A 24,977-nucleotide genomic window follows, 5' to 3' on the forward strand; every position below is an offset into this window, starting at 1 on the left:
TATGGCAAGTAGTTTTAGTTTTGTAGTGAATTATTGGAGACGCACAAATGAGGAATCCTTCATCATGTGTTACTCCATTACCTTTTAATAGCTTAGATAGATTCATTAAAATAGGAGGATATCGCTGTTGTTAATGCTTCCCAAATGATTGCCAGGTCTGCTTGGGAAGTACGCCAATTACTGAAAGCCGCGCGAATAGCTGGCGTACCTTTGTAGACAGTTGGCGTCATGTATACTTGGCCTTGTTGATTTAAAGTTGTTAAAAATTGTTGGTTCATTTCAGCTGTCAGTGCCTCATGATTGACGGCGAAGCACACGATATTCAGTCGAACAGGTGCTAGCAATGTAAAGTAGGGACTGTCATCTATTTTTTGACCAAGCTGTTGTGCGAGTAATACATTTTCTTCTATTAATTGTTGGTAGCCCAATTTACCATAGGCCTGTAAAGAAAACCAAGCAGGTAGCGCACGAAAACGACGTGAATTTTCTGGTGTAAGATCACAGAAATCTGGATTTTCAAGGGAACTACCAAGATAGGCAGCATTATTTTGAAAAACGGTTGCTTGCAACGATTGATGACGGGTAAATTGCATAGCGGCATCATAAGGGACGTTCAGCCATTTATGTGCGTCAATTGTAATAGAATCTGCATAATTCATGCCCTCAACAAAGTGACGATACTTTGGTGAACAGGCTGCAAAGCCACCAAAGGCCGCATCGATATGAAGCCAGAAAGGGTATCGCTTTTTTAGCTCGCCAATTGCTTGTAAATCATCAAAGTCAACCGTATTGACAGTTCCCGCATTTGCTACAACTATACAAGGTTCATGTAGGTTTTCTTCAAGAAACTGCTGTAATTTTGTGATGTCAATGGCTTCTCGCTGTTCTAGGCATAGCATAGTGTGAATGGAATTTCTTCCCATGCCAAGCATAGAGGTTGCTTTGATTATACTTGAGTGGGGCGTTCCGCTAACAATCTTTATTGGAGGGATACCATATAGACCATCCAGAGCAGTGTTTTTTCCATAGTATTGTGCAATCCATTCCCTTGCTTGAGCAAGTCCTACAAAATTAGCCATCGTAGCCCCACTGACAAATGTTCCTCGATAATCATCGCTTAATAGCAATAACTCCTTTAGCATGTCAATTGTCGCAAGCTCCATTGAACCTGCAATAGAGCCCTTAGAATGGGATAAATTTTGATCGTAAACACTTACTAACCAATCTCCGACAATCGAAGCAGGGGTAGATCCACCTGTGACAAAACCCAAGTATCTTGAGCCTACACTACTATTTAAGCCTTCAGCAAATTGCTTTGTAAAATATTGAAGTGTTGCCTGAGCACCCTCACCCACTTCTGGAAGTGTCGGAGTAGGAAGGCTAGAGGAATGGTTCGTTACAGCTCTATGCTCCAGATTAGTAAAAAATTGGCTGCATGGTCAACTACATCCATTAAAAGCGTTTTTATTTTTTCCTGATCTTGCTTCATGTTCATCATGTATCATCATTTCCCTTCATTTTAACTTAGCTATTTCTGCCTCTACACTATATAGTGATATATATAACAGTCAAATGAAGACTATAACAGTTGGAGGTCCAATGGAAATAAAGCTGAATCGTCAGTCCGATCAATCTTTAATTGATCAAATTTCAACTATCCTTGCAGAAAAAATAAGGTCAGAATTTTTACAGGAAGGGAGCCAATTACCTTCTATTCGGAGCTTTTCAAAAGAAAATCAAGTGAGTCCTGTCACAGTCAGTAAGGCATATGCCTTATTAGAAAGAAATGGTTATATTGAAGTGATACATGGCAAGGGGGCGTTTGTTCGAAACAAAGAACAAAGAAGCTCAAATGAGAGCGGTAGTGATTATAATTGGCAACTAACCATTCCTGATTACATTCAACGTTCACAATCTATGTTAAATAAAAGAATGGAATATGCGATGAAATTCTCCAGTGCGACCATCCACCCTGGATTATTACCCTCTGTTTATTTGGTGAATGAAATTGTGGCGATATTACAGGCAGATCCTCAGATTGTGGCTCGTTATGGAACGGTACAGGGGGATGAAGATGCACGAAAGGCAATCCGAGACTATGTCAAAACATATAGTAATATTGCCACAACACCGCAGGAAATTATTGTGACAAACGGTGTACAACAAGGTATAGATTTAGTGGCTAAAACATTTATTGGACCTGGAGATATTGTCATTACCGAAGCCCCTACATATACAGCAGCAATCGATGTCTTTAGAAATCGTGGGGCCCACATTATTCCCATACCAGTAGACGAGGAAGGAATGCAGACAGCTCTTCTAGCGACACTCTGCCTAAGCAAACAGCCAAAGCTTATCTATACAAATCCTACCTTCCATAATCCTACAGGCACAGTTTTAAGTGAAGCAAGAAGGAGAGAATTACTGGATCTTGCCCAACAATATGGTTTTCTTATTGTAGAGGACGATTCATGGAATGAAATTTATTTTGACGATAACTCACCACCACCACCTCTGAAAGCTTTAGATACAAGTGGTCATGTTATTTATTTAAAAGGCTTTAGTAAGACGTTGGCCCCAAGCTGTAGAATCGGCGCTATCCTTTCAAAAGGTACCGTTCATCAACGACTTTTATCTGCCAAATCCAGTGCCGATTCGGGTAACCCCTTATTAACACAAAAGGCACTGATTCCATTTTTACGTTCAGACCGAATGCATGCCCATTTAGAAAAACTGCGCATTGCACTTGAGATAAGAAGGGATCAGACCATTGCATTGTTGAATAAGCATGCACCAAAGGGCGTTACGTGGATCGAGCCAAAAGGTGGACTTAATATTTGGGTGTCTTTACCTAGTAATGGCAATACGGATGAGCTGTTATGGAAGGCTCAACAAGACCAAATTACCTTTTTACCAAGCTCAGCTTGTTATCCAGGAGAGCCACAATATCACCATCTAAGAATTAGTTACTCTTATCCTGAACCCCACGACTTAACACAAGGAATCATCAAGCTTTGTCAGCTTATGGAATCCTATTTACAGGACATGCCACCAGTTCGTTGATAGTTTGTTGTTCTTTGTTTACCTGCGGTTTGATGTTATGATGAATAGTGGATATCAATAATCGTCTACATAAAAATCGTGTGGGCATGAACAATACCTAACATGAAAGAGATGGAATAGTGGAATGAGTCATTTAATTGTACAAAATTTAACCAAAACAGTGGGCGATAAAACGCTTTTTCAAAATATTGAATTTACCATTTATGAGGGAGAGCGGGCAGGCTTAATCGGTATAAATGGAACGGGAAAATCAACCCTGTTATCCATTTTAGCTGGGGACATGGAAGCGGATTCGATGACAGTAGATCGCCCGAATAAATACCGTGTCGCTTATTTACCACAGGAGCCTACTTTTAAGGCAGGCGAAACAGTTTTACAAGCTGTCTTTTCAGGCGATTCGCCCATTTTACAGCTGAATCGTCAATATGAGGAAACGGTTGCTGCTCTAGCAAGTAACCCAACATCCGAAAGTTTACAAAAGACGTTATTTAGTCTGCAACAGCGCATGGATGAAGAACAGGCATGGGATGTCAATGCCCTTGCAAAGACGGCCTTAACAAAGCTTGGGATTGAAACTTTTGAAAAAGAGGTACTAACGCTATCAGGCGGTCAGCAAAAACGTGTTGCATTAGCGAAGGTGTTAATTGAACCAGCGGATCTTTACTTATTGGATGAGCCCACCAACCATTTAGATGTACAATCTACAGAATGGCTTCAAGAGATGGTCTTACGATTAAAGGGTGCAGTGATTTTCATCACCCACGATCGTTATTTCTTAGATGAATTATCAACACATATTTACGAGTTAGCAAATCAAACCTTGTATCGTCATACAGGGAATTACGGTGATTATTTAGAGGCTCGAGCTATTCGTGAGGAGATGCAAGCTGCTTCTGCACAGAAGGATCGCAATCGTTATCGTTCAGAATTAAAATGGATACGTCGTGGTGCGAAGGCGCGTTCAACCAAGCAAAAGGCTCGTATTCAACGCTTTGAAAAGCTAGAAGAAAACCTAGAACGCAAAACAGAAGATGTTTCCTTGGATATGGGACTTGCGACAACACGTCTTGGACGTAAAGTGCTGGAGGCTGAGAAAATTTCGAAAGCCTTTGGCCAGCAAAAAATCCTTGAAAACTTCTCGTTTCTACTACAGCAAGGTGATCGAATTGGCATTATCGGCGCGAACGGTGTAGGAAAATCAACTTTGTTGAACATGCTAGCAGGAGAGCTGACACCCGATCAAGGTGAAATTCTTGTTGGGTCAACGGTCAAGCTGGCACATTTCAAGCAAACATTGCCGAAAATGAATGAAAATGAGCGCATGATTGAATATATACGTGAGGCTTCAAATGATATTACCGATGCAGAGGGTGTCCGTTACTCAGCTGCTCAAATGCTGGAGCGCTTTTTATTCCCGTTGCATGCTCATGGTACTCCAATTGGAAAATTATCGGGCGGTGAGCGCAAGCGTCTTCATTTATTACGTTTATTGATGGAGCAACCAAACGTCTTATTATTGGACGAGCCAACGAATGATTTAGATATTGAAACATTAGGTGTGCTAGAGGATTTCATCGAGCATTTCCCAGGCGTGGTTATCACGATTTCCCATGATCGCTTCTTCCTCGACCGTATTGCGAAAAAGCTATGGATACTAGATGGTCAGGGACAAGTAGAGGAAACACTGGATCTATACAGTGAGTATCTGGAGAAACGTGAGCAGACAGCTACTGTCAAAGTAGAAACGCCAAAAGTAGAAAAGGCCAAATCAGAAAAGCCAAAATCAGACAAAAAAAAGCTATCGTTTAAAGAGCAAAAAGAATGGGAAACGATTGCAGACGAGATAGAGAAAACAGAAACTGCTATTATGGAAACCGAAGAAGGAATCGCCAATGCAGGCTCAGATTTTACCAAGCTACAGGAATTAACAGCTAAGTTGGATGAGCTAAATGCACAGTATGAGCATCTAATTGAAAGATGGTCGTATTTAGATGAAATAGTTAACGGATAAGGAGCGATAGACATGAAGATTATTACCATTGAACCGACGCCAAGTCCCAATTCTATGAAGATTGTTGTTGATACAGAGCTACCATTCGGGAAGAGCTATAATTTTACAAAGGATAATAAAGACGAAGCAACAGGCGAAGCGGCTGCTATTTTAGCGATTGAGGGAGTAAAGGGCGTTTACCATGTAGCCGATTTCTTTGCTGTTGAGCGTAATGCTAAATATGCATGGGAAGGCATTCTAGCAAGTATTCGTCAAGTGTTAGGGGAAGATGTCCAAACACAAGAAGAAACGGTTGTGGCCAATGAATTTTATGGAGAGGTTTATGTCCATGTACAATTTTACAAGCAGGTGCCTTTACAAGTAAAAGTTTTTGATAACCAACGTGAATATCGTATTAGCTGCGGAGACCGTTTTGTCGATGCTTTTAATCAAATTATTGAGTCAGCAGTAGATGAAAACTATATTTTCCAACGTAAGTGGATTGATTATGGGGTTCGCTACGGTGAGCTGGAGGAAATTGCTGAAACAATCAAACAGGAGATTGATGTCACTTATTCTGCTGACCGTTTAGCAGAAATTGTCACAGCTATCAATAATGATGGTGAAAAAGCCGCTGTGAAAACGGACAAACTCAAAGTGACAGTAGAACAGTTCAAGCAACCTGAATGGGAGAAACGCTTCCAACTGCTTGATCAAATGGCTGATCCTGAGCTAGACGATCTACCGCTATTAGATTTAGCCTTACAGGATGAACAAATGTCTATCCGTCGACTAGCGACGGTGTACTTAGGCATGATTGAGGATGTGGCAGTTGTCCCTTATTTAGAAAGAGCCCTACAAGATAAAAGTGCAGCAGTACGTCGAACAGCAGGTGACTGCATGAGTGACCTGGGCTTTGTAGAATTTGAAGAAGCCATGCTGCAAGCCTTACAGGACAAAAACAAATTGGTTCGCTGGCGCGCAGCCATGTATTTATATGAGGTCGGCACAGAACAGTCCTTACCAGCATTGAAGGCTGCCGAAGATGACAAAGAATTCGAAGTGAAGCTACAAGTGAAAATGGCCATTGCCCGTATCGAACAAGGCGAGGAAGCAAAAGGCTCGGTTTGGAAGCAAATGACCGAATCCCGTCAACAATAATCAGGAAAAACCAGCAAATGCTGGTTTTTTCTATTTTGTAATGGTTGGCATTCGCCCTAATAAATGGGTAAGGTGCTTCTGAATGGTGATAGGTCCTCTCCAAGAGTGAGCGAACCACTCCAAAGAAGTGTGGACCCGCTCTTAAAAAGGGTGAACCGCTCCAAAGAACCAAAAACTTCTTTCTCCAAATTAAAGAAATCCCACTCAAAAAAGTGTTCCCTCTTCCAAACTATAATTATCTAACCACCTGAAAATCAAAAACAATACTCTCTTGCATTCGATGAATTGATCGAAAAACCGTATAAAACAGAAAAAAATGTTGTTTTCTAGTGATTCATTGCTAAACAAAAAGTTAAAGGCGTTCTTTGAATCATTAACATATTGTCTAGTTTCATAGAGAAAGGACAATGTTAAAATAACATAAATTCAGAATATTCTTTAAAAATAGGAGGTCCTTTGCATGACAGTAACTAGTTTAAAGACAACAAAATCGTATGTGCGAGATCGTGAGACGGTGATCGCCTTAACACAGAAGCTCGTGCGCATTGAAAGCGTTTACCGTGAGAACGATCCGAAGGGCAATGAGCAAGAGGTGGCGACTTTTGTAGCGGCGTATTTACGAGATATTGGCATCGAGACGCATATCGAGGAGGTTTTGCCAGGGCGACCAAATGTCATTGGTATTATTGATTCGGGCAAGCCTGGGAAAACATTACTTTTCGAAGGACATACGGATGTGGTGACAGAGGGCAATCGAGAGGCTTGGGCCTATGATCCATTTGGAGCAGAAATTGTAGATGGGCGTATGTATGGCAGGGGAACGAATGATACAAAAGGGAATCTTGCTTGTATGATTACAGCTTGTCAGTCATTGCTACTAGATCAAGAGGCGTTTACGGGCAAAATTATTTTATGTATTCCATGTGATGAAGAAGGGCTTATGCTAGGCATTAAGCATTTTATTAAAAATGGCTGGGCCGATGGTGTGGATGGTGCGATTATCTGTGAGCCACAGGAAAATAATGTGTGTATTGCACAACGCGGGGCTATTCGTTTACAGGTAGATATTTTCGGTAAAATGGCGCATGGTGCGATTTCGTGGAGTGGCATTAATCCTAACTGGCGTATGGCACGTTTCATCGTAGAGCTTGAAAAATTGGAAAAAGAGGAGCAAGCACGATTAGGGCGTGATCCAATGCTGAATTGGCCATCTATTACACCAACGATTTTACGAGCGCCTGTAAAGGGAGATGCACAAATCAATGTCATTCCCGATCACTGTATGACAACACTCGATATTCGCACGGTGCCTGCGCAGGACCATGATGAACTACTGGGCAAGATTGAAGCAATTATTAAACGATTACAAGCAGATGATCCTGATTTCAAAGTAGAACTGACGGTTCTTGATAACCGACCTGCAACAGCAACAGCGAAGGAAGACCCTGTTGTACAGGCAATATATGAGGCTGTGGCAGAGGTAACAGAGAAGGAACCAAAATATAATGGTGTTCCAGGCGCGACAGATGGGACGTTTCTTCATGTGCATGGTATTCCAATTGTAACGGTTGGAGCAGGAGATCGAGAAATTCCTCATCAAATCAATGAGTATGTGGACATTGAAGAATTGGCAGAAACAACGGCCATTTACCGTTTAGCAGCATTAAAATTTTTGGCGGGTGATGCACAATGACAGCTATCAAAATAGCAGTAATACCAGGAGATGGCATAGGAAAAGAGGTTATGCAGGAAGCGTTAAAAGTTTTAAATTGTTTGCAAGAACAACATAGCTCCTTACAAATTGAAACAACCATCTTTCCTTGGAGCTCCGATTACTACGTACAGCATGGCTGTATGATGCCTAATGATGCACTGGCAACACTTCAAACATATGATGCGATTTTATTTGGGGCTATTGGCGATGCTCGTGTGCCTGATGATGTTACCGTTTGGGAATTAATTATGCCCATTCGAAAGCATTTCCAGCAATATGTGAATTTCCGTCCTATTAAATCACTACCTGGGATAGCGTCGCCCTTGGCTAACGGCAAAGAAATTGATTTTGTGATCTTCCGTGAAAATGCAGAGGGTGAATATTCTGACAGTGGTGGTCGACTGTACCAACAGCAGCCGCAGGAAATGACGATTCAAAATACAATCATGACGCGCATTGGGATTGAAAAGATTGTCCATGCTGCCTGTGAATATGCGAAGCAACACGGTAAAACCAAAATAACAAGTGCGACAAAATCGAATGCCATTATTCATTCGATGAAATTCTGGGACGAGCATACAAGCAAAGCGGTGAAGCAAAGTTCACCAGCACTACAGCTCGAATCCATTTATATCGATGCACTCGTCGCCTATTTCGTAGAACGACCACAGAATTTTGAAGTGGTGGTAGCGTCCAATTTGTTTGGCGATATTTTATCCGATTTAGGCTCTGCTATTGTCGGAGGACTTGGTCTATCACCATCAGCCAACCTGAACCCCGAAAAGGATTTTCCATCGATGTTTGAGCCTGTTCATGGCTCAGCACCAGATATTGCAGGCAAGGGCATTGCCAATCCAATCGCTCAAATTTGGTCGCTTGCCTTACTGCTTGGCCATCAAGGCAGACCAGATTTAGAACAGCTCATTGTTAAAGCCATTACAGCTGTGCTGCAGGAAGGCGTTGTGAAAACAGCAGATATTGGTGGACAAGCGACAACAGCACAAATGGGCGATGCGATTTGTCAGGAAATTATTAATAGAACTTTAACAGCAGGAGGTGTTTAGCATGGCAGTTGAGCAACAGGTGATTGTGGTTACTGGTGCAGGAGGCGGTATGGGAAAGGCCATTATTCACGAGCAATTAAAGCTGGGCAATCGAGTTATTGGACTTGATCTATCCATAGATGCCTTATCAGATATTACACAGGATGCCCTTCAATGCTTTGAAGTCAATGTGTTACAGGAGGAACGTGTGCAAGACATCTGCCAGCAGGTTTTTGATAAGTATGGCAGAATAGATGGTCTTGTTAATGCACTGGGAATTGCCCAGTCAGCTACGCCGATTGAAGAGGTCACAATGGATGAATGGAATCGTTTAATGGATGTTAATGTGAAAAGTTTATTTATCACGACAAAGGCAGTTGTCCCTTTTATGAAAAAACAGCAAAGGGGTTCTATTATTACAATTGCCTCGATTTCAGCAGTGCGACCAAGACCGGGCTTACAGGCTTATATTGCATCGAAGGGTGCAGCAGAGAGCTTTACGAGAGGACTAGCAATTGAACTAGCATCTAGTCAAATTCGGGTTAATACGATTCATCCAGGACCAGCAGACACACAAATGCTTGGTCAATTTGCCGCACAGGGTGCAGACGTAGAGCAGACGAAGCAAAGTGTCTTTGTGCAATCTGTGCCATTAGGACGATTAGTGAAGCCAGCAGATATAGCAGGAGCTGTTAGTTATTTACTATCAGATGCAGCAAGTATGGTCACAGGAACGACATTACATGTAGATGGTGGCCGTGGATTATAGGAGGGGTACAATGAAAAAAATTCCTATGTTGATAGATGGTGAGTGGGTTCACGGTGATGCTCAGACATACCTCGATGTTAAGAATCCCTCAACGGGTGAAGTGATTGCACAAATTAGCAACGCGAGTAAAGAACATGTAGAAGAGGCAGTACGTGCAGCCCGTGTAGCCTTTGAACGTGAGGACTGGCGTCAATGGAAAGCCTATGAACGTGGGCAGTTATTGATCGAATTTGCACATTATATTCGTAAGCATGCAGAGGAATGGAGTTTGCTAGAATGTCGGGATGTAGGAAAGCCCTTATCACAGGCAAGAGCAGATATTGAAGCAGCGGCACGCTATTTTGAATTTTATGGTGGTGCAGCGGATAAGGTGATGGGAGATACAATTCCGATTGAGGATGGGCTTTTAAATGCAGTAGTGCTAGAGCCAGTGGGCATTACGGTACATATTGTGCCATGGAATTATCCGATTCAAATTACGGCAAGAAGTGTAGCAGCCGCTATAGCAACTGGTAATGCAGTCATTGTGAAAAGTGCGGAGGATACACCGCTAACAACACATGCCATTGCAGAATGGTTCGCCGATAAGTTGCCGAAAGGGATTTTCCAGCATATTACGGGCTTGGGACGAGAAGTTGGTCCTTATTTAACTTCACATCCCGATATTAATCATATTACGTTTACAGGTTCTGTTCCCACAGGAATTGCGGTGATGAAGGCGGCTGCTGAAAATGTTGTGCCTGTGACATTAGAGCTTGGTGGTAAATCTCCTAATATTGTTTTTGCGGATGCTAACATGGAGCAGGCATTAGAGGGAGTTGTACGTGCGATTATTCAAAATGCTGGTCAAACTTGTTCAGCAGGGGCACGTTTACTCATTGAGGAACGAATAAAAGAGTCCTTCATTTCCCGATTAGCCCAAAGGTTCCAAGTGATCCAAGTAGGACCAGGTGAAGCAGATATGGAGATGGGACCGTTACTGAATGAACAACAATATACAAAAATCACTGCATTATTACAGCAAGCAAAGGTAGATGGCTATGTTGTGACGGGTGGGGAACCATTGACATTGGCAGGCTATGAGAACGGCTTTTATGTTCAGCCAACTATACTTGATGGTGTTGATCCAAATGATCCATTAGCTCAGGAGGAAATTTTCGGTCCAGTGTTAACCGTCTTGACATTTTCGACTGTAGAGGAGGCCATTGCATTAGCCAATAGTACGGACTATGGCCTAGTGGCGGGCATTTGGTCACAAAATATCGATACGGCTCACTATGTGGCAAGTCGTGTGCAGGCGGGACAAGTATTTGTCAATAATTATGGGGCTGCTGGAGGCATTCAAATGCCATTTGGAGGCTATAAAAAAAGCGGAATTGGTCGAGAGAAGGGCTTTGTTGCACTGCGAAACTATACGCAAATGAAAAATATCGCTATACGCTATGCACCACCTAATCAACACTGAGATGGAGGGACGCATATGGAACAGCCAAAAGACAAAGATGTGCTTTTAGAGGTCAATCATTTATCAATTAAATTCCATTTAAAAAATGGCAAAGAGGCAAAAGTTGTGGAAGATGTGAATTTTACTATTCATAAAGGAGAAACCGTTGCACTGGTTGGTGAATCGGGAAGTGGCAAAAGTATTACATCCTTAGCCATTATGCGGTTGCTGCCTATACCTCCAGGAGAAATTACGTCAGGTTCTATCACTTTAAACGGTAAAAATCTACTTACCTATAAAAATAAAGAAATGAGCCGTATACGAGGCAATGAAATTAGTATGATTTTTCAAGAGCCCATGACCTCTTTAGATCCCGTTTTTACGATTGGCAATCAAATGATTGAAGGCATACGAAGACACCAAAAGGTATCGAAAAAAGAGGCATGGAATAAAGCGCTACAGCTATTAAAAGAAGTCGGGATTGCGAATGCAGAAAAGGTCATCGCTGAATATCCTCACCAACTCTCAGGCGGGATGCGACAACGAGTTATGATTGCCATCGCAATGTCGAATAATCCGCAGCTATTGATTGCGGATGAGCCAACTACTGCACTTGATGTCACGGTTCAGGCACAGATTTTAAAGCTGATGCTAAAAATGAAGGAAGAGCATCGATCAGCCATTTTATTCATTACCCATGATATGAGCGTTGTTGCAGAGACAGCTGACCGCGTTATGGTGATGTATGCGGGACAGATTGTCGAGGAGGCCCCAGTAAGAGAGCTCTTTTTAAATCCACAGCATCCTTATACCACAGCGCTTTTAAAGACGATGCCAAGCCTTGAAACAGATGTCAAAAGGCTACCATCGATTCCTGGTACTGTGCCACCTGCGTATGCATTACCTGACGGCTGTCGCTTTGCGCCACGTTGTCCCCATGCGCTGGCACATTGTCATCAGGAGCAACCTGCTGTTCATCACATTCAGGAGGCACATAAGGTACGCTGTCATTTATTCACGGAGAAAGGAGAGCTGGCTCATGACAGAGAAAGAAGTTTTGCTGGAAATTAATCATTTAAAAGCCTACTTTCCTGTGAAGCGTAAATCGATGAAGGAAGAGAAAAAGGTCATAAAAGCGGTTGATGATATTTCGATTGAGATTTATAGAGGGGAAACACTTGGAATTGTTGGTGAATCAGGCTCAGGAAAATCCACCTTTGGGCGAACAATTTTAAAGCTCGTTGAACCAACAGCAGGCGAAGTGCTATATAAAGGACAACCCATCCAGCATTTAAAGGGGAATAAGCTACAAAGTTACCGCAATCAAATGCAAATGATTTTTCAAGATCCCTTTGCCTCTCTCAATCCTCGGATGCGAATCGGTTCTATAATCGAAGAGCCGATGAAGCTACAATTAACCTTGACGAAGGAGCAACGCAAAGAGCGTGTGAAGGAGCTATTACAAAAGGTAGGGCTACCTGAGGATGCCATGCATAAATTTCCACATGAATTTTCTGGTGGGCAGCGGCAGCGTATTGGGATTGCACGGGCATTAGCGATTCATCCAGAATTCATTATAGCCGATGAGCCCGTTTCAGCATTGGATGTGTCGGTGCAATCACAAGTGCTCAATCTCATGATGGATTTACAGGATGAATTTCAATTAACCTATTTATTTATCTCACATGATTTAAGCGTTGTGAAGCATATTAGTGACCGTGTGGCAGTGCTGTATTTAGGTAGAGTAGTAGAGATTGGGACAAAGAAGGAGCTATATGCCAATCCGTTGCATCCCTATACACAAGCATTACTATCTGCAATACCAGTTGTTAATTTTGATGAGCCTAAGCAAGAAATACTTTTACAGGGCGAGTTACCAAGTCCGATGAATCCACCTGTTGGCTGTGTCTTTCATACACGTTGCCCGCATGTGATGGAAAGATGCCATCAGGAGAGACCGAAGCTTCACAATGAAAATGATCATCAACGAGTAGCCTGTTTTTTATATGATGAAAAATCAGAAAATTATAATTATTTAAAAAGTGAGGTGTGAAGAATGTTTGGCAATATAACGGATGTGCCAGGTGTTAAGGTAGGACATCGCGAGAACAAGGAGGGCATCACAGGCTGTACGGTGCTAGTAATGGAAAACGGAGCAGTTTGTGGAGTGGATGTTCGAGGCTCTGCACCAGGTACTCGTGAAACAGATGCGTTAGATCCCATCAATGAAATTGACCGAGTTCATGCTATTTGTTTAGCTGGGGGTAGTGCGTTTGGGTTAGATGCTGCTACAGGCGTCATGCAATTTTTAGAGGAGCAAGGGATTGGGGTAGATGCAGGAGTAGCGAAAATACCGATTGTACCAAGTGCTGTACTCTTTGACTTGTTTATCGGTGATCCACATGCACGACCTACAGCACTAATGGGCTATGAAGCGGCACAAGCGGCACAAGTTGGCTCATTTCCAAATGGCAATGTAGGCGCAGGCTACGGAGCAACTGTAGGCAAATTAGCTGGTCCAGAATTTGCAATGAAGGGTGGGCTTGGTAGTGCTTCCTATGCGGGAAAAGATGGTCTTGTAGCAGGTGCTATCGTGGCTGTCAATGCAGTTGGAGATGTCAAGGACCCTACAACGAGGAAAATTTTAGCTGGAGCAAGAGATACGCATTCTGGTCAATGGGTGGATTGCTGTGCCTATTTAGAGCAACATGCACAATCAGAGGCTTTAGCGGGTACAAATACAACCATTGGTGTTGTAGCAATGAATGCCAAGCTAACGAAGGCTGAGGCTAAAAAGATTGCGCAGCTTACGCAAAATGCCTTAGCACGCACGATTTATCCTGTTCATACAATGCTGGATGGCGATACGATTTTTGTGCTTGGTACAGGGGATCAATCCTATGCACTTGATTATTTAGGCCAGCTAGCGACAAAGGTGATGGAGGAAGCAATTCTGGCTGGCATTAAAGCCGCTGAACGATTGGCGGATGTTGAGAGTTATACAAGCATTCAAAAGACAAGCACTTAGAAAAAGGGGGAACAGCCATGCAATGGAAAAAAAGCGGATTAATACTACTAACAGTGTTAATGTCAATCGTTATGGCAGCGTGTTCAAGTGATGGAGAGAAAACGACGACTACTTCAGGTACTACAGATGGTCAAGCGGCAACAGATGCTCCACAGGAAATTGTTGTACGTGTGAATGATGATCCAGATTTTTTAGATCCACATAAAGCGACAGCGTCCATTTCTTATCAAATGATTCTAAATATCTTTGAGGGGCTAATGGCTCCTGAAACGGATGGCTCCTTAAAGGAGGGACTTGCTGAAAGCTATGAAATTTCTGAGGACGGCTTAACCTATACGTTTAAAATTCGCCAAGGTGTGAAGTTTCATAATGGTGATGATTTAACGATGGAGGATATTCAATATTCCTTTGACCGTTTAATGGGGAAAAATGGTGGGGAAAAAATGTCCAATAGCTTTGATAATGTAGCATCTACAGAGGCGCCTGATGCAAGTACATTTGTGATTAAGCTAAAAGAGCCAAATTCAAATTTCTTGTATTCATTAACAGGCAGACAATCAGCTATTATTCCAAAGAGCAATGATGGGAAGCATAATGAAAATCCAATTGGTACAGGTCCATTTGCCTTTGTGAAATATGCACCAGGTACAAATTTAGAGCTTAAGAAAAATGAACAGTATTGGCAAGAAGGATTACCTTATTTGAATAAAGTAACCTTTGCCTTCCAATCAGATGATCAGGCAGCCATTATGAGCTTAATGGCAAACGAAGTTGATTTAACGAGTGTTCCTTGGCACCGTGTGAGCGAGGTAGAGGGAAGCTATAATTTATCACACCAAAATAATAACTCTTCTCTTATTGTTACATTTAACGAAACAAAGGCACCATTTGACAATGTGAAGGTTCGTCAAGCAATCAATTACGCAATTAGTAAAGCCGATATTATTGACTCTGTGTTTGCAGGCTATGCTGTGCCACTTGGCTCTAATATGAGTCCAGCGATGGGCGATTTCCAAAAGAAGGGCTTAGAAAGCATGTATGAGCGAGATGTGGAAAAAGCGAAGGCGTTATTAGCAGAAGCAGGATATCCGGATGGCTTTAAAACAAAAATTACAGTGTCTTCACACAATGATATTTACTCAAATATTGCACAAATTGTCGTAGCTAATCTACAAGAGATCGGAATTGATGTAGAAATTGAAGTAGTGGAATGGGGAATTTGGCTAGATCGCGTTTACTTTGGTCGTGACTATGCAATGACAACGATTGACTTAACAGGTCGTGCATCTGCTTTTGAAGTGTTGAATGATTACATTTCTACAAACGATAGTGAAAACTTCTTCTTATTTAAAAATGAAGAATACGACAAAATTATGGCTGATGTTTTAAAGGAAACCGACCAAGCCAAGCAAATAGAGTACTATCATCGTGCACAGGAAATATTAGCTGAGCAGGCAACAGCAGTGTATATTGCGGATTATCAAATCGTTTGGGGATCTGACAAACAGGTGACGGGGCTCAAGAGCTATCCATTCTGGTTCCACGATATGTCAGAGGTCAAGTTTTCAAACTAGAAAGGGATGAGTGCTTATGATGTATATCCTACGTCGAATCATCCTGTTAATAACAACCATCCTTCTAGTATCCATTATTACATTTGGTGTTTTTCAAATTTTACCTGGTGATCCAGTTCGCACAATGCTAGGAACAGAGGCGGATCCCACTCAAATTGAAAATTTACGATCTGAGCTTGGCTTGGATCGTCCTCTTTATGAACAATATGTGGATTGGATGAAGGGCTTATTGACAGGGCAATTAGGGAATTCCATTCGATTTTCCATGCCAGTAAAAGAATTACTATTTGATCGACTTCCTGTCACCATGTCATTAGCAGGACTCACCCTTATCATTGTCTTAATCATCTCATTACCTTTAGGGATGTTTGCAGCAAGAAGACAAAATAAATTAAGTGATGTGTCATTATCGACTGTAACCCAGATCGGTATGGCAGTGCCTTCCTTTTGGCTAGGGATGATGCTTATTCTTTACATTGGCCTACAGTTCAGCTTCTTTAAAATTAGTGGCTATATACCTTGGACACAAAGTGTAGCAGGGGCGCTCAGTACCCTAATACTTCCAGCCTTAACGATTGCGATTCCGCAAATTGCGGTGAATTTTCGTTATGTTCGTACAGCCATTTTGGAGCAGGTCCAGCTCGATTATGTCCGTACGATACGCAGTAAAGGGATGTCTGAACAAAATGTAATGTATAAGCATGTTTTGAAAAATTCCATGATTCCGATATTGACGGTTTTTGGGTTGATTATGGCGGAGGTTGTGGCAGGAACGATTATTGTGGAGCAGGTGTTTTCATTGCCAGGGATTGGTCAGTTATTGATTACGGCTATCAGTAATCGTGATTTTCCACTCGTACAAGGGATCGTTATGTATATTACAGTAGCTGTCGTCATGATTAATTTTATCGTCGATGTTTTATATTCTGTGTTGGACCCTAGAATTCGATTACGTTAAGAGGTGACTACCATGAAACAATTACAGCGCTATACTAAAAAAATCAATTTAGTCATTGGTCTCCTCGTCATTGTTGGCTTTCTGCTCGTCATGATTGTTAGCTTTTTTTATACACCCCATGATGTCAACGCGATGAATATACCTGAAAAATTGCGTGGTCCAGGTGGTGCCTATATGTTTGGAACAGATGAATTTGGGCGAGATATTTTTAGTCGCATTATGAAGGGGACACAAACAGCCTTTGCCGTGGGTCTATTAACGGTTGCGATTGGAACGATATTTGGTATTCTCATAGGCGGAATTGCAGGCTATGTTGGTGGCTGGGTCGATGAAATATTTATGCGTACGATGGACGCTTTAATGGCCTTTCCAGGAATCATCTTAGCATTAATGCTTGTAGCAGTATTCGGCCCAGGAATAACGAATACAGCGATAGCGCTGGGGATTATCGCGATACCTGCTATTGCGAGGATTGCCCGCAGTGGCTTTGTGCAACAACGTGACTCGGAATATGTGCTGGCAGCGAAATTAATTGGTGTTAAGCCTTATAGCATCATGTTTCGTCATATTTTGCCAAACATTTCGTCGCAAATTATTGTGGCAGCAACCGTGACTTTTGCGACAGCAATGTTAGCCGAGGCAGCACTGAGCTATTTAGGGCTTGGGGTACAGCCACCAAACCCTAGCTGGGGCAGAATGTTAAAAGATTCACAAGCCTATTTAATCGGTGCCCCTTGGTATACGTATGCCCCTGGAGGAGCCATTACGATTCTTGTTTTAGGCTTATATATGCTCAGTAATGCTTTACGAGATTTTATGGACCCGCGTTCAAAATCGTAATAGATCAGGTGCTGTCTTTTGCAACAGTTCATATGCCTTAACAGCCATCTCAATATTGAGGCGATGGGGAGCTTGTAAAAAATCAGCACCTAGTATACTTTCTAAGCGTTCTATTCGTTTGTAAAGTGTTTGACGGACAATAAACAGCTGTTCTGCTGTATCATTTTTAGCTCCATTACAGGACAGATAAACAGCTAATGTTTGAAATAAATCATGGCTACTTTTTTGATCTAATACTAAAATTTCCTGTAAATAATCTTTTACAAATTGTAAGAGAGCTGTTTGATCCTGCTGTAATAACAATCGATAAACACCTAAATCCTTATAATAGATGGAGCTCGTCAATTGATGATGCTGCATTTGGATGGCTGATTTGGCTTCCTTATAGCCCAGATGAACACTTTCGATCGTTTGATAGACATTGCTAATACCACAGCTAAGGGTAAGTTGCTCAAAAAATTGTGCTGCTTTTCTTGCAATGATTTGTGAAATTGCTTGATCAAAAGCGTCGCGATTGTCTTTCATATAATCTGCGGCAATGAAAAAGGCTAAAATAATTATCTCGTGCTGTCTTACTGAAACAGTAGGGAAAAATCCAAGCTTTTTCAGAATCGAACGAACATACATGGCATTTTGTAGCTGGATTTCCTGCCATTCTTCTTCAGGTACAGTATTGGCTTCATCATGTAGATTGAACACGACGACTCGGTAAAATAAATTACGACTTTCGATTGGTAAATAGCTTTGGTAGTATTGAATATCTACTGGCTGACCTTGAATTAAGGCTAGTATGAATTCATCTTCCCGGCTTTGCTGTCGCTCCTGAAGCATGCGGTTACGCATTAAAATATGGGCAATTGACATAGTTGCTCGTTCAAGATTTAACAAGGTGTAATCACTCTGCTTTGGCAGTTCAGAATGCATACATAAATAGCCCCACACTTGTCCAAGTCCATTAACAGGAATAATGACAAAATGGTCTTTACCCAAGGATAGAAGGTGCAAGGGCTCTTGTAGTTCTAACTGCTGACAATGCTCCTCCATGACACGTAAATATTTTTTAGCCTCCATAGGATAATAAAAGCTTTTTGTATCTTCTGAAACAAATAGAAAGGGAGCATTTGTATCTTGATGGAGCACTTGTAATATTTTTAAAATACCATTTGGCATTAATGATAATTCCATAAAAGTTTTGGATAGTGTATCTAGCTGTGTAAGTGCCTGCTGGTGTTGATTAATTATGTACGTGTGCAAATCTTGCGTAATATCAATAAATCGTACAATTTCCTCAAAGATGATGATAGGGAAATGATGGGCATTTGCCATGGCAATCAATTCTACGGGAACATGGTCAAAATAGTCGCCAATTTCTATACAAAGACCAGCTGCCTCATTACGAATAAGGTTTTGTAAGTAGGCTATTTGTGTTTCTCGTTCTAGCTGTAAACCGACACCCGTGGTTAAAATTAATTCACCACCATTGATTAAGGTTTCAAAATCTTTAATTTCTAATATATGTGTCCACAATACTTGGCGATCTAGGCCGTGCTGCCCTGCAATAAGCTTCGCCGATTCAAAATGCTTGCGCTTGAGGACATCACGTACGAGTAGAGGATGTTTCGACATCAATTAGCACCTGCCCTTCGAATGTACAATGTCTATTTCATTATGTTAGAGAAATCAGAAAATTTCAATATTAACTAGCTTAATAGGGAAAATGGTGATAGACAAAAAGACACCGATGATACACGATTGGAGGTCATGATATGGAGCGAAACGATCAGTTTACACATACTTTACAGCAAAAAGATCATGAAAACATTTGGCATCACATGTCTATCTATAACGACAAAGCACCTCCCATTATTGAGCAGGGAGAAGGGGCATGGATTACAGATAGTTTAGGCAATCGCTTTTTAGATGGCATGTCAGGCTTATGGGCAGTGAATGTAGGGTATGGGCGTGAGCGTCTTGCTAGGGTTGCGTATGAGCAGCTAAAAAAGCTTTGCTATGCTCCTTTAACACAAAGCCATGAACCTGCCATCAGGCTCGCTGAAAAAATAAACAGCTTACTTGAGGATGACTATATGATGTTTTATTCCACTAGTGGCTCAGATGCGAATGAAGTAGCGTTTAAGTTAATACGTCAATACCATCAACAAAATGGGGAAGGGAACCGCTACAAAATCATTGCTCGTTATCGGGGCTATCATGGCAGTTCACTTGGGGCATTAGCAGCTACAGGTCAGGCATTACGTAAATTTAAGTACGAGCCGCTGACACCGGGCTTCTTACATGTTGCTCCACCTGATCACTATCGTCGTCCAAAAGGGCAGTCAATTGAGGCATACAGCCTAGCACTTGCCCGAGAAATGGAAGAAAAAATTATTTGGGAGCAAAAAGAAACCATTGCGGCTGTCATTATGGAGCCACTCATCACGGGTGGTGGAGTGCTTATTCCACATCCAACTTATGTCAAAGAAGTCGAGCGCATTTGTAGAAAGCATGGAGTATTACTCATCATGGATGAAGTCATTTGTGGCTTCGGACGGACAGGTAAGCTATTTGGCCATCAGCATTTTGATATTCGACCAGATGTCATTACCATGGCGAAAGGATTAACGAGTGCCTACCTACCACTATCCATTACAGCTATACGGAAAGACATTTATGAAAAATTTAAAGAGACGGACGGCTATAGTCATTTTCGCCATATCAATACGTTTGGGGGCAATCCAGCAGCTTGTGCAGTGGCTTTAGAAAATATAAAAATCATGGAGGAGGAAGGACTTGTGCAGCGAGCAAGAGATTTGGGTATTCAATTCCTACATGATTTGCAAGACCTATTAGAGCTGCCTTTCGTTGGCGATATTCGTGGGCTTGGGTTACTCATTGGCATCGAGCTGGTCGAAGATAAACAATCTCAAACACCTGCTAAGCCTGAGCTAATCGCGAAAATCATGGCTGATTGTCAAGCAAATGGCTTAATTATTGGAAGAAATGGTGATACAGTTGAAGGCTTCAATAATATCATTACGTTAAGTCCGCCGCTGTGCTGTACAGACGAGGACTTTGATTTTATGGTTGCTGTATTAAAACGAGTATTTGCAGCCAATGTCTAGCCTAAGGCGATTCCAAATGTGCGAAAAACACGAGGAATCGCCTTTAATACTGTCGTTTATGCCCTTTCTTCACCTCTTCCCAGTCAATTTCGATGTTATGCAACACACGTGTTAGAAGACTGTGAATGCAGTTAATCTCCTCATTAGAAAACCCCTCAAGCGCACGAGCATTGGAATATTCGCCCTCCCGTTTTAAAAAAGGGTAGATGTCCATGCTTTTAGCTGTAGGAAAAAGTAATTTATTTTTCTTATTACCTTGTTCAATTCGTTTTTCAATAAAGCCTTTGGTCTCCAATTTTTGAATAGCTCGTGAAGCCGTTGTACGGTCTACCTTCAATAGCTCTGCGACTTTCTCTTGAATAATACCTGGATGTTCACAAATACGGATGACATATAAATATTGCCCCTTTGTCAAATCCAATTCCTTGAATTCAATATTGCTTATCGAGTCTAATGCCCGTGCTATGGCACCTATTTCACGTAAGATTTCTTTCATGTTCGATCCTCCTGAGATTTTTGTTGTAATTGCAATAAAAATCATTCTATACTAATACTATCATCTTCAAAGTGAAATTGCACCTAGAGAAGATGATAAGGCAGGAGAAACTAGGAGGAATAGTAATGACTATAAAAAAAGTGACAACTGAAGCAGAATTACAAACAGCGTTTGATTTTAGACGAAGCGTTTTTATTGAAGAGCAGCAAGTCCCTGAGGAAGAAGAATATGATGAATTTGATGCACTGGATACTCCATGCGATCATATTTTGGTGTATTACAATGAGCAACCTGTTGGAACAGGGAGACTTCGAGTTGTAGAGGACTATGGCAAATTGGAGCGTATTTGTATATTAGAAGAATACCGCAAATATGGCCTTGGTAAGGAAGTTATTGTGGGCCTAGAGCAAATTGCTCGAGATAAAGGGCTAACAAAAGCAAAATTAAATGCTCAGTCCTATGCAGAAGGCTTTTATGAAAAATTAGGCTATCAGCGTGAAGGTGAAGAATTTATGGATTGTGGCATCCCCCATATTTTAATGAAGAAATACTGGTAGCAGACGAAATTCACACGATTATAGAAAATGCCAGACTTAGCGTCATACGTTGTAACTTTTTAATCGTTGCTCGGGTCTACTGCTGAAAGGGGGGATGTTGTTGAAGAAATGGATATGCCTTTGTATCATGTGTTTGTTGTTACTGACTGCTTGCGGTAGTCAAGTCATCATCGAATGGGTTGATTTAATCAAATGGGATGGTAAGCAATATGAAGCTGTATATGAAGTAGCGTTAGCCGATCGTTCATTCATTGATAAGGAAATAGGGGAAGTTGATTTTAAAGTGGCAGATCATATCAAAAGAACTTCCTATCGCTTTAAGGATGGCGATGCAGCATTCCATGAGAAGGGAACAAAGCTTTATGCGATAAAGGGTCTTGACGATGCCATTGCGGTAGAGGATCAGTCGGTTATTAATGGCTATCGAATTTATATGATAAGAGCTGAAGCTCCGCCGCGACGGAATTTTGATCAGGTTCCATTAGAAGAAGTGAAGAAAATAGAATTCTACTCATCTACGGAAGAAGGCAATCGGAAAACGGCTAGCTATACAAACCAGTCTGACATGGCAGATATAAAGGCAATTTTAGTCAATAGTAAACCAGCCCCATCCTTTGAGCCGAACGGGGATACGAACCGTTATGATGTACTCCTTTATACAGACGATGCCATTGCTTTTCAATATGGCATACAATTTGATGGTACTACTTATTTTTGGTTTCCGTCAGAAAACGCGATTTTATCGAATGATATACAGCAGTTTATTTCCAAAGATTAGCGTACTTCTCGAAAGAGGCTTATATTGAAGGATAATGCCATGCTACCTTCTATAATGGTTCAGTCGGATTAACACTTTAGCAAAATGTTCCAATTAAAGAAAGCTGCCCAAACGATAAGGCAGCTTTCCTTTATTTTTTCTTTACAACCGTACCTGCAAAGCTATCATGAGGAAGACGTTGACCGTGCTGCTGCTCGAAGGCTTGGCGATCTTTTAGATAATCGAACGTACTGATAGTGTCTCGATATGCCATGCGTTTAATAATTTGACATTCTGATAATGGACGACCATCTTCATTTTCGAGTGTCAATCCCATTGCTTTGTAGCCAATCGTTTGTCCGTTTTTACGGAGTTGTGCATATTCTAGCGCCCACAATACCACAGTTGGCGTAACGAGTGCATGAACAGCCTCATTTTTTACTTTTTTTCGTAGGAAGTATTCAACCCCAAACGTGACAGCTGTTGAAACAGCTGTATCGATTAAAAATGCAGCTGTGCGTTTTTTTGTCATCGATTCCATATAAGCCCTCCTTTAATGACCTGTCACTAGTACATACGAACAATAAGGACAAAAAGTTTCGATTTATCCTAGATTCATATCTAATGAAAGTACAGGATAGGATGGAATTGCCCCATGCTTTGTTGTTGAAATGCCCGCATATCCGTTTGCAAAAGATAACAGAGACATTGCATACTGTTCACAATGAGCTACCACTTGATCTACTGTTAGTTGATGATGAAGAAATTGACTTAAAATCGCGCCAATAAAAGCATCACCAGCCCCAGTTGTATCAACGGTTTGTACCTTGTTAGCAGGAGCCTTCACATGATGCTTTTTCGTATATAAGGTAGCCCCAGCAGCACCATGTGTAATGATAATAACTTCTACATATCCCTTGAATAACGTTTGAACAGCTTCCTGTTCATCTTCTAGAGTTGTTAAAAACAACAGTTCTTCCTCTGAAAGCTTGACAATATGGGCTTTTGGTAAAAAGGCTAAAATGGTTTCACAACACGCCGTCTTATCCTGCCATAAAGGAAGGCGCACATTCGGATCGAAGGATATAAGGCTTCCTGCTTGATGTGCCTGTTCAATAAGGGCAAGATGTGCTTGTTTCATAGGACTCTCTACAAGATTAACAGAGCAAAAGTGAACGATATCGTGCGCTGTTAATAGCTGCGAGGGGAGGTATTCCTGTTTGTATAAGAGATCTGCAGCATGTCGGCGATAAAATTGAAAATCTCGTTCGCCATGTTCATTTAATGAAACAAAGGCAAGACTTGTTTCACCATCCGTTGATTGACGAATAAACTGTGTATCTACACCTGCTTGCTGCAACGTTTTGATTAGGAAGTCACCAAAGGCATCCTGACCGACTTGTGTAAGAAGGGCCGCCTGCTGTCCTAGCTTTGCACAGACAGCGGCTACATTGGCAGGTGCCCCTCCTGCATGTTTAGTAAAATGCTCAATGTTGGCTAGGGAGCCGTGCTGCTGTGTCGGTGTAAAGTCAATTAATAATTCTCCAATTGTGAAGAGCTTGCCCATTATGAGACCTCCTGTGGTAGTCGCTTTTTCTTAGGAACATAAATGGTATAAAAAATACCAGCGAAAATGAGAAGGATCCCCATCGTTTGCGTAAAGCTTGGCATAAAATCAAGCAATAGCATATCCAGTAAAATGGCGACAACAGGGTCGACAAAAACCAATACAGAGACAAGAATCGTAGACAGGCTACGAATACTATCAAAAAATAAATAGTAAACAAATCCTGTATGAATAAAGCCTGTGCCGAGTATATAAAACCAATTGGTTGACGTTAATCCATCAAACAGCGAGAAGTCGATAAAAGGCAGTAGTATCACGATTCCAACTGTTGTTTGAATATAGGTTAACGCATACGAGCTAAGCTTCGTGATGGTTTTGCTTGTTAGCATTGTAAGGGCATAAAATACTGCTGACAGTAATGCCCAGATAAAGCCAGATTGCATAAATTCTGAGAACGACACAAAATTATTGAGACCGATGATAAAAATACTACCGATAAAGCAAGTGATTGTTGCGACAAGTGCCTGAATGGTCATTTTTTCCTTCAAAAAGATAGCGCCTAAAATTAACACAAATATGGGGGCTAAATTATAGATGGAAATGGCAATTGAAATGGACATTTCCTCAAAGGCTTTAAATAAAAATACCCAGTTTAACACAATAAAGACACCGCAAATAAGCGTTTGAAAAATTTCTTTCTTATCCCATACCTCTGTTTTATGTCCACCAGTGATGAGCCACATACCACCTAGAAAGAGGGTTGCGCAAATGCATCTAACAAAGACAAGCTCTGTAGCGGGAACACCAGTGTGAACGGTAAAAAAGCCGATGGAACCAAACAGTGCCATGGAGACTGTTAGTTTAATGATTGCTGAGATGTTCATACGAAACCTT

At 41.5% G+C, this 24,977-nt stretch carries 22 protein-coding genes; 16 read left to right on the top strand and 6 right to left on the bottom strand.

Annotation, left to right across the window (positions count from 1 at the left end; genetic code table 11):
• Positions 1–92: 92 nt before the first annotated feature.
• Complete coding sequence (locus VK91_RS01570) at positions 93–1,355, bottom strand: pyridoxal-dependent decarboxylase (RefSeq protein ID WP_231595543.1); 1,263 nt, start codon at positions 1,353–1,355, stop codon at positions 93–95.
• A gap of 244 nt (positions 1,356–1,599) precedes the next feature.
• Here VK91_RS01570 and VK91_RS01575 point away from each other — a divergent pair, with 244 nt between their 5' ends.
• The 13 genes from VK91_RS01575 (at position 1,600) to VK91_RS01635 (ending at position 17,584) form a co-directional block, all read left to right on the top strand.
• Positions 1,600–3,063 carry a PLP-dependent aminotransferase family protein gene (locus VK91_RS01575; RefSeq protein ID WP_048390117.1) on the top strand — a complete coding sequence of 488 codons (1,464 nt, stop codon included), beginning with the start codon at positions 1,600–1,602 and terminating at the stop codon, positions 3,061–3,063.
• 124 nt (positions 3,064–3,187) lie between these two features.
• Positions 3,188–5,074 carry an ABC-F family ATP-binding cassette domain-containing protein gene (locus VK91_RS01580; RefSeq protein ID WP_009374238.1) on the top strand — a complete coding sequence of 629 codons (1,887 nt, stop codon included), beginning with the start codon at positions 3,188–3,190 and terminating at the stop codon, positions 5,072–5,074.
• A gap of 12 nt (positions 5,075–5,086) precedes the next feature.
• On the top strand, positions 5,087–6,214 hold the full coding sequence (locus VK91_RS01585) for a conserved virulence factor C family protein (RefSeq protein WP_048390119.1): 1,128 nt from the start codon (positions 5,087–5,089) through the stop codon (positions 6,212–6,214).
• A gap of 460 nt (positions 6,215–6,674) precedes the next feature.
• A complete protein-coding gene (locus tag VK91_RS01590; protein WP_048390120.1) occupies positions 6,675–7,907 on the top strand; it encodes a M20 family metallopeptidase in 1,233 nt (410 codons plus the stop codon).
• Complete coding sequence (locus tag VK91_RS01595) at positions 7,904–8,992, top strand: tartrate dehydrogenase (RefSeq protein ID WP_004229600.1); 1,089 nt, start codon at positions 7,904–7,906, stop codon at positions 8,990–8,992. Before VK91_RS01590 ends, VK91_RS01595 begins: the two co-directional genes overlap by 4 nt.
• A 1-nt stretch (position 8,993) precedes the next feature.
• Positions 8,994–9,740, top strand: a complete 747-nt coding sequence (locus VK91_RS01600) for an SDR family NAD(P)-dependent oxidoreductase (protein ID WP_048390123.1) — start codon at positions 8,994–8,996, stop codon at positions 9,738–9,740.
• 10 nt (positions 9,741–9,750) lie between these two features.
• The gene (locus VK91_RS01605; protein ID WP_048390125.1) at positions 9,751–11,205 is read left to right on the top strand and encodes an aldehyde dehydrogenase family protein; all 1,455 of its coding nucleotides are present in this window, start codon (positions 9,751–9,753) and stop codon (positions 11,203–11,205) included.
• A 15-nt stretch (positions 11,206–11,220) separates the two neighbouring features.
• Positions 11,221–12,255: an ABC transporter ATP-binding protein gene (locus VK91_RS01610; RefSeq protein WP_048390127.1), complete on the top strand. Its 1,035-nt coding sequence runs from the start codon at positions 11,221–11,223 to the stop codon at positions 12,253–12,255.
• Positions 12,224–13,237: an ABC transporter ATP-binding protein gene (locus tag VK91_RS01615; RefSeq protein WP_048390129.1), complete on the top strand. Its 1,014-nt coding sequence runs from the start codon at positions 12,224–12,226 to the stop codon at positions 13,235–13,237. Before VK91_RS01610 ends, VK91_RS01615 begins: the two co-directional genes overlap by 32 nt.
• A 3-nt stretch (positions 13,238–13,240) precedes the next feature.
• Positions 13,241–14,212 carry a P1 family peptidase gene (locus tag VK91_RS01620; RefSeq protein WP_048390130.1) on the top strand — a complete coding sequence of 324 codons (972 nt, stop codon included), beginning with the start codon at positions 13,241–13,243 and terminating at the stop codon, positions 14,210–14,212.
• A 17-nt stretch (positions 14,213–14,229) separates the two neighbouring features.
• A complete protein-coding gene (locus VK91_RS01625) occupies positions 14,230–15,786 on the top strand; it encodes an ABC transporter substrate-binding protein (RefSeq protein ID WP_048390132.1) in 1,557 nt (518 codons plus the stop codon).
• Positions 15,787–15,802: 16 nt separating this feature from the next.
• Positions 15,803–16,744 carry an ABC transporter permease gene (locus VK91_RS01630; RefSeq protein WP_009374228.1) on the top strand — a complete coding sequence of 314 codons (942 nt, stop codon included), beginning with the start codon at positions 15,803–15,805 and terminating at the stop codon, positions 16,742–16,744.
• 12 nt (positions 16,745–16,756) lie between these two features.
• On the top strand, positions 16,757–17,584 hold the full coding sequence (locus tag VK91_RS01635) for an ABC transporter permease (RefSeq protein WP_004229583.1): 828 nt from the start codon (positions 16,757–16,759) through the stop codon (positions 17,582–17,584).
• Here VK91_RS01635 and VK91_RS01640 read toward each other — a convergent pair.
• Positions 17,573–19,210, bottom strand: a complete 1,638-nt coding sequence (locus VK91_RS01640; protein ID WP_004229580.1) for a PucR family transcriptional regulator — start codon at positions 19,208–19,210, stop codon at positions 17,573–17,575. The two genes, VK91_RS01635 and VK91_RS01640, sit on opposite strands and share 12 nt — an antisense overlap.
• Before the next feature lie 140 nt (positions 19,211–19,350).
• Here VK91_RS01640 and VK91_RS01645 point away from each other — a divergent pair, with 140 nt between their 5' ends.
• On the top strand, positions 19,351–20,706 hold the full coding sequence (locus VK91_RS01645; protein ID WP_048390134.1) for an aspartate aminotransferase family protein: 1,356 nt from the start codon (positions 19,351–19,353) through the stop codon (positions 20,704–20,706).
• 43 nt (positions 20,707–20,749) lie between these two features.
• On the opposite strand, the gene VK91_RS01650 is transcribed toward VK91_RS01645, so the two are convergent.
• Entirely contained in the window at positions 20,750–21,202 is a 453-nt protein-coding gene (locus VK91_RS01650; protein WP_004229576.1) for a MarR family winged helix-turn-helix transcriptional regulator, read from the bottom strand.
• A gap of 125 nt (positions 21,203–21,327) precedes the next feature.
• Between VK91_RS01650 and VK91_RS01655 the strand changes: the two genes are divergently transcribed.
• Complete coding sequence (locus tag VK91_RS01655; RefSeq protein ID WP_048390136.1) at positions 21,328–21,759, top strand: GNAT family N-acetyltransferase; 432 nt, start codon at positions 21,328–21,330, stop codon at positions 21,757–21,759.
• A gap of 94 nt (positions 21,760–21,853) precedes the next feature.
• Positions 21,854–22,537, top strand: coding sequence for a hypothetical protein (locus tag VK91_RS01660; protein ID WP_227744832.1), 684 nt, complete (start codon positions 21,854–21,856; stop codon positions 22,535–22,537).
• A 130-nt stretch (positions 22,538–22,667) separates the two neighbouring features.
• Here VK91_RS01660 and VK91_RS01665 read toward each other — a convergent pair whose 3' ends face one another.
• From VK91_RS01665 to VK91_RS01675, 3 genes are all read right to left on the bottom strand, one after another.
• Entirely contained in the window at positions 22,668–23,057 is a 390-nt protein-coding gene (locus VK91_RS01665; protein ID WP_048390139.1) for an RDD family protein, read from the bottom strand.
• Between the two features lie 63 nt (positions 23,058–23,120).
• Complete coding sequence (locus VK91_RS01670; RefSeq protein ID WP_048390141.1) at positions 23,121–24,083, bottom strand: carbohydrate kinase; 963 nt, start codon at positions 24,081–24,083, stop codon at positions 23,121–23,123.
• Entirely contained in the window at positions 24,083–24,967 is an 885-nt protein-coding gene (locus VK91_RS01675; protein ID WP_004229564.1) for a DMT family transporter, read from the bottom strand. Before VK91_RS01675 ends, VK91_RS01670 begins: the two co-directional genes overlap by 1 nt.
• Positions 24,968–24,977: the final 10 nt, after the last annotated feature.

The sequence above is a fragment of the Lysinibacillus sp. LK3 genome, assembly GCF_001043675.1.
Lineage (GTDB): Bacteria > Bacillota > Bacilli > Bacillales_A > Planococcaceae > Lysinibacillus > Lysinibacillus capsici.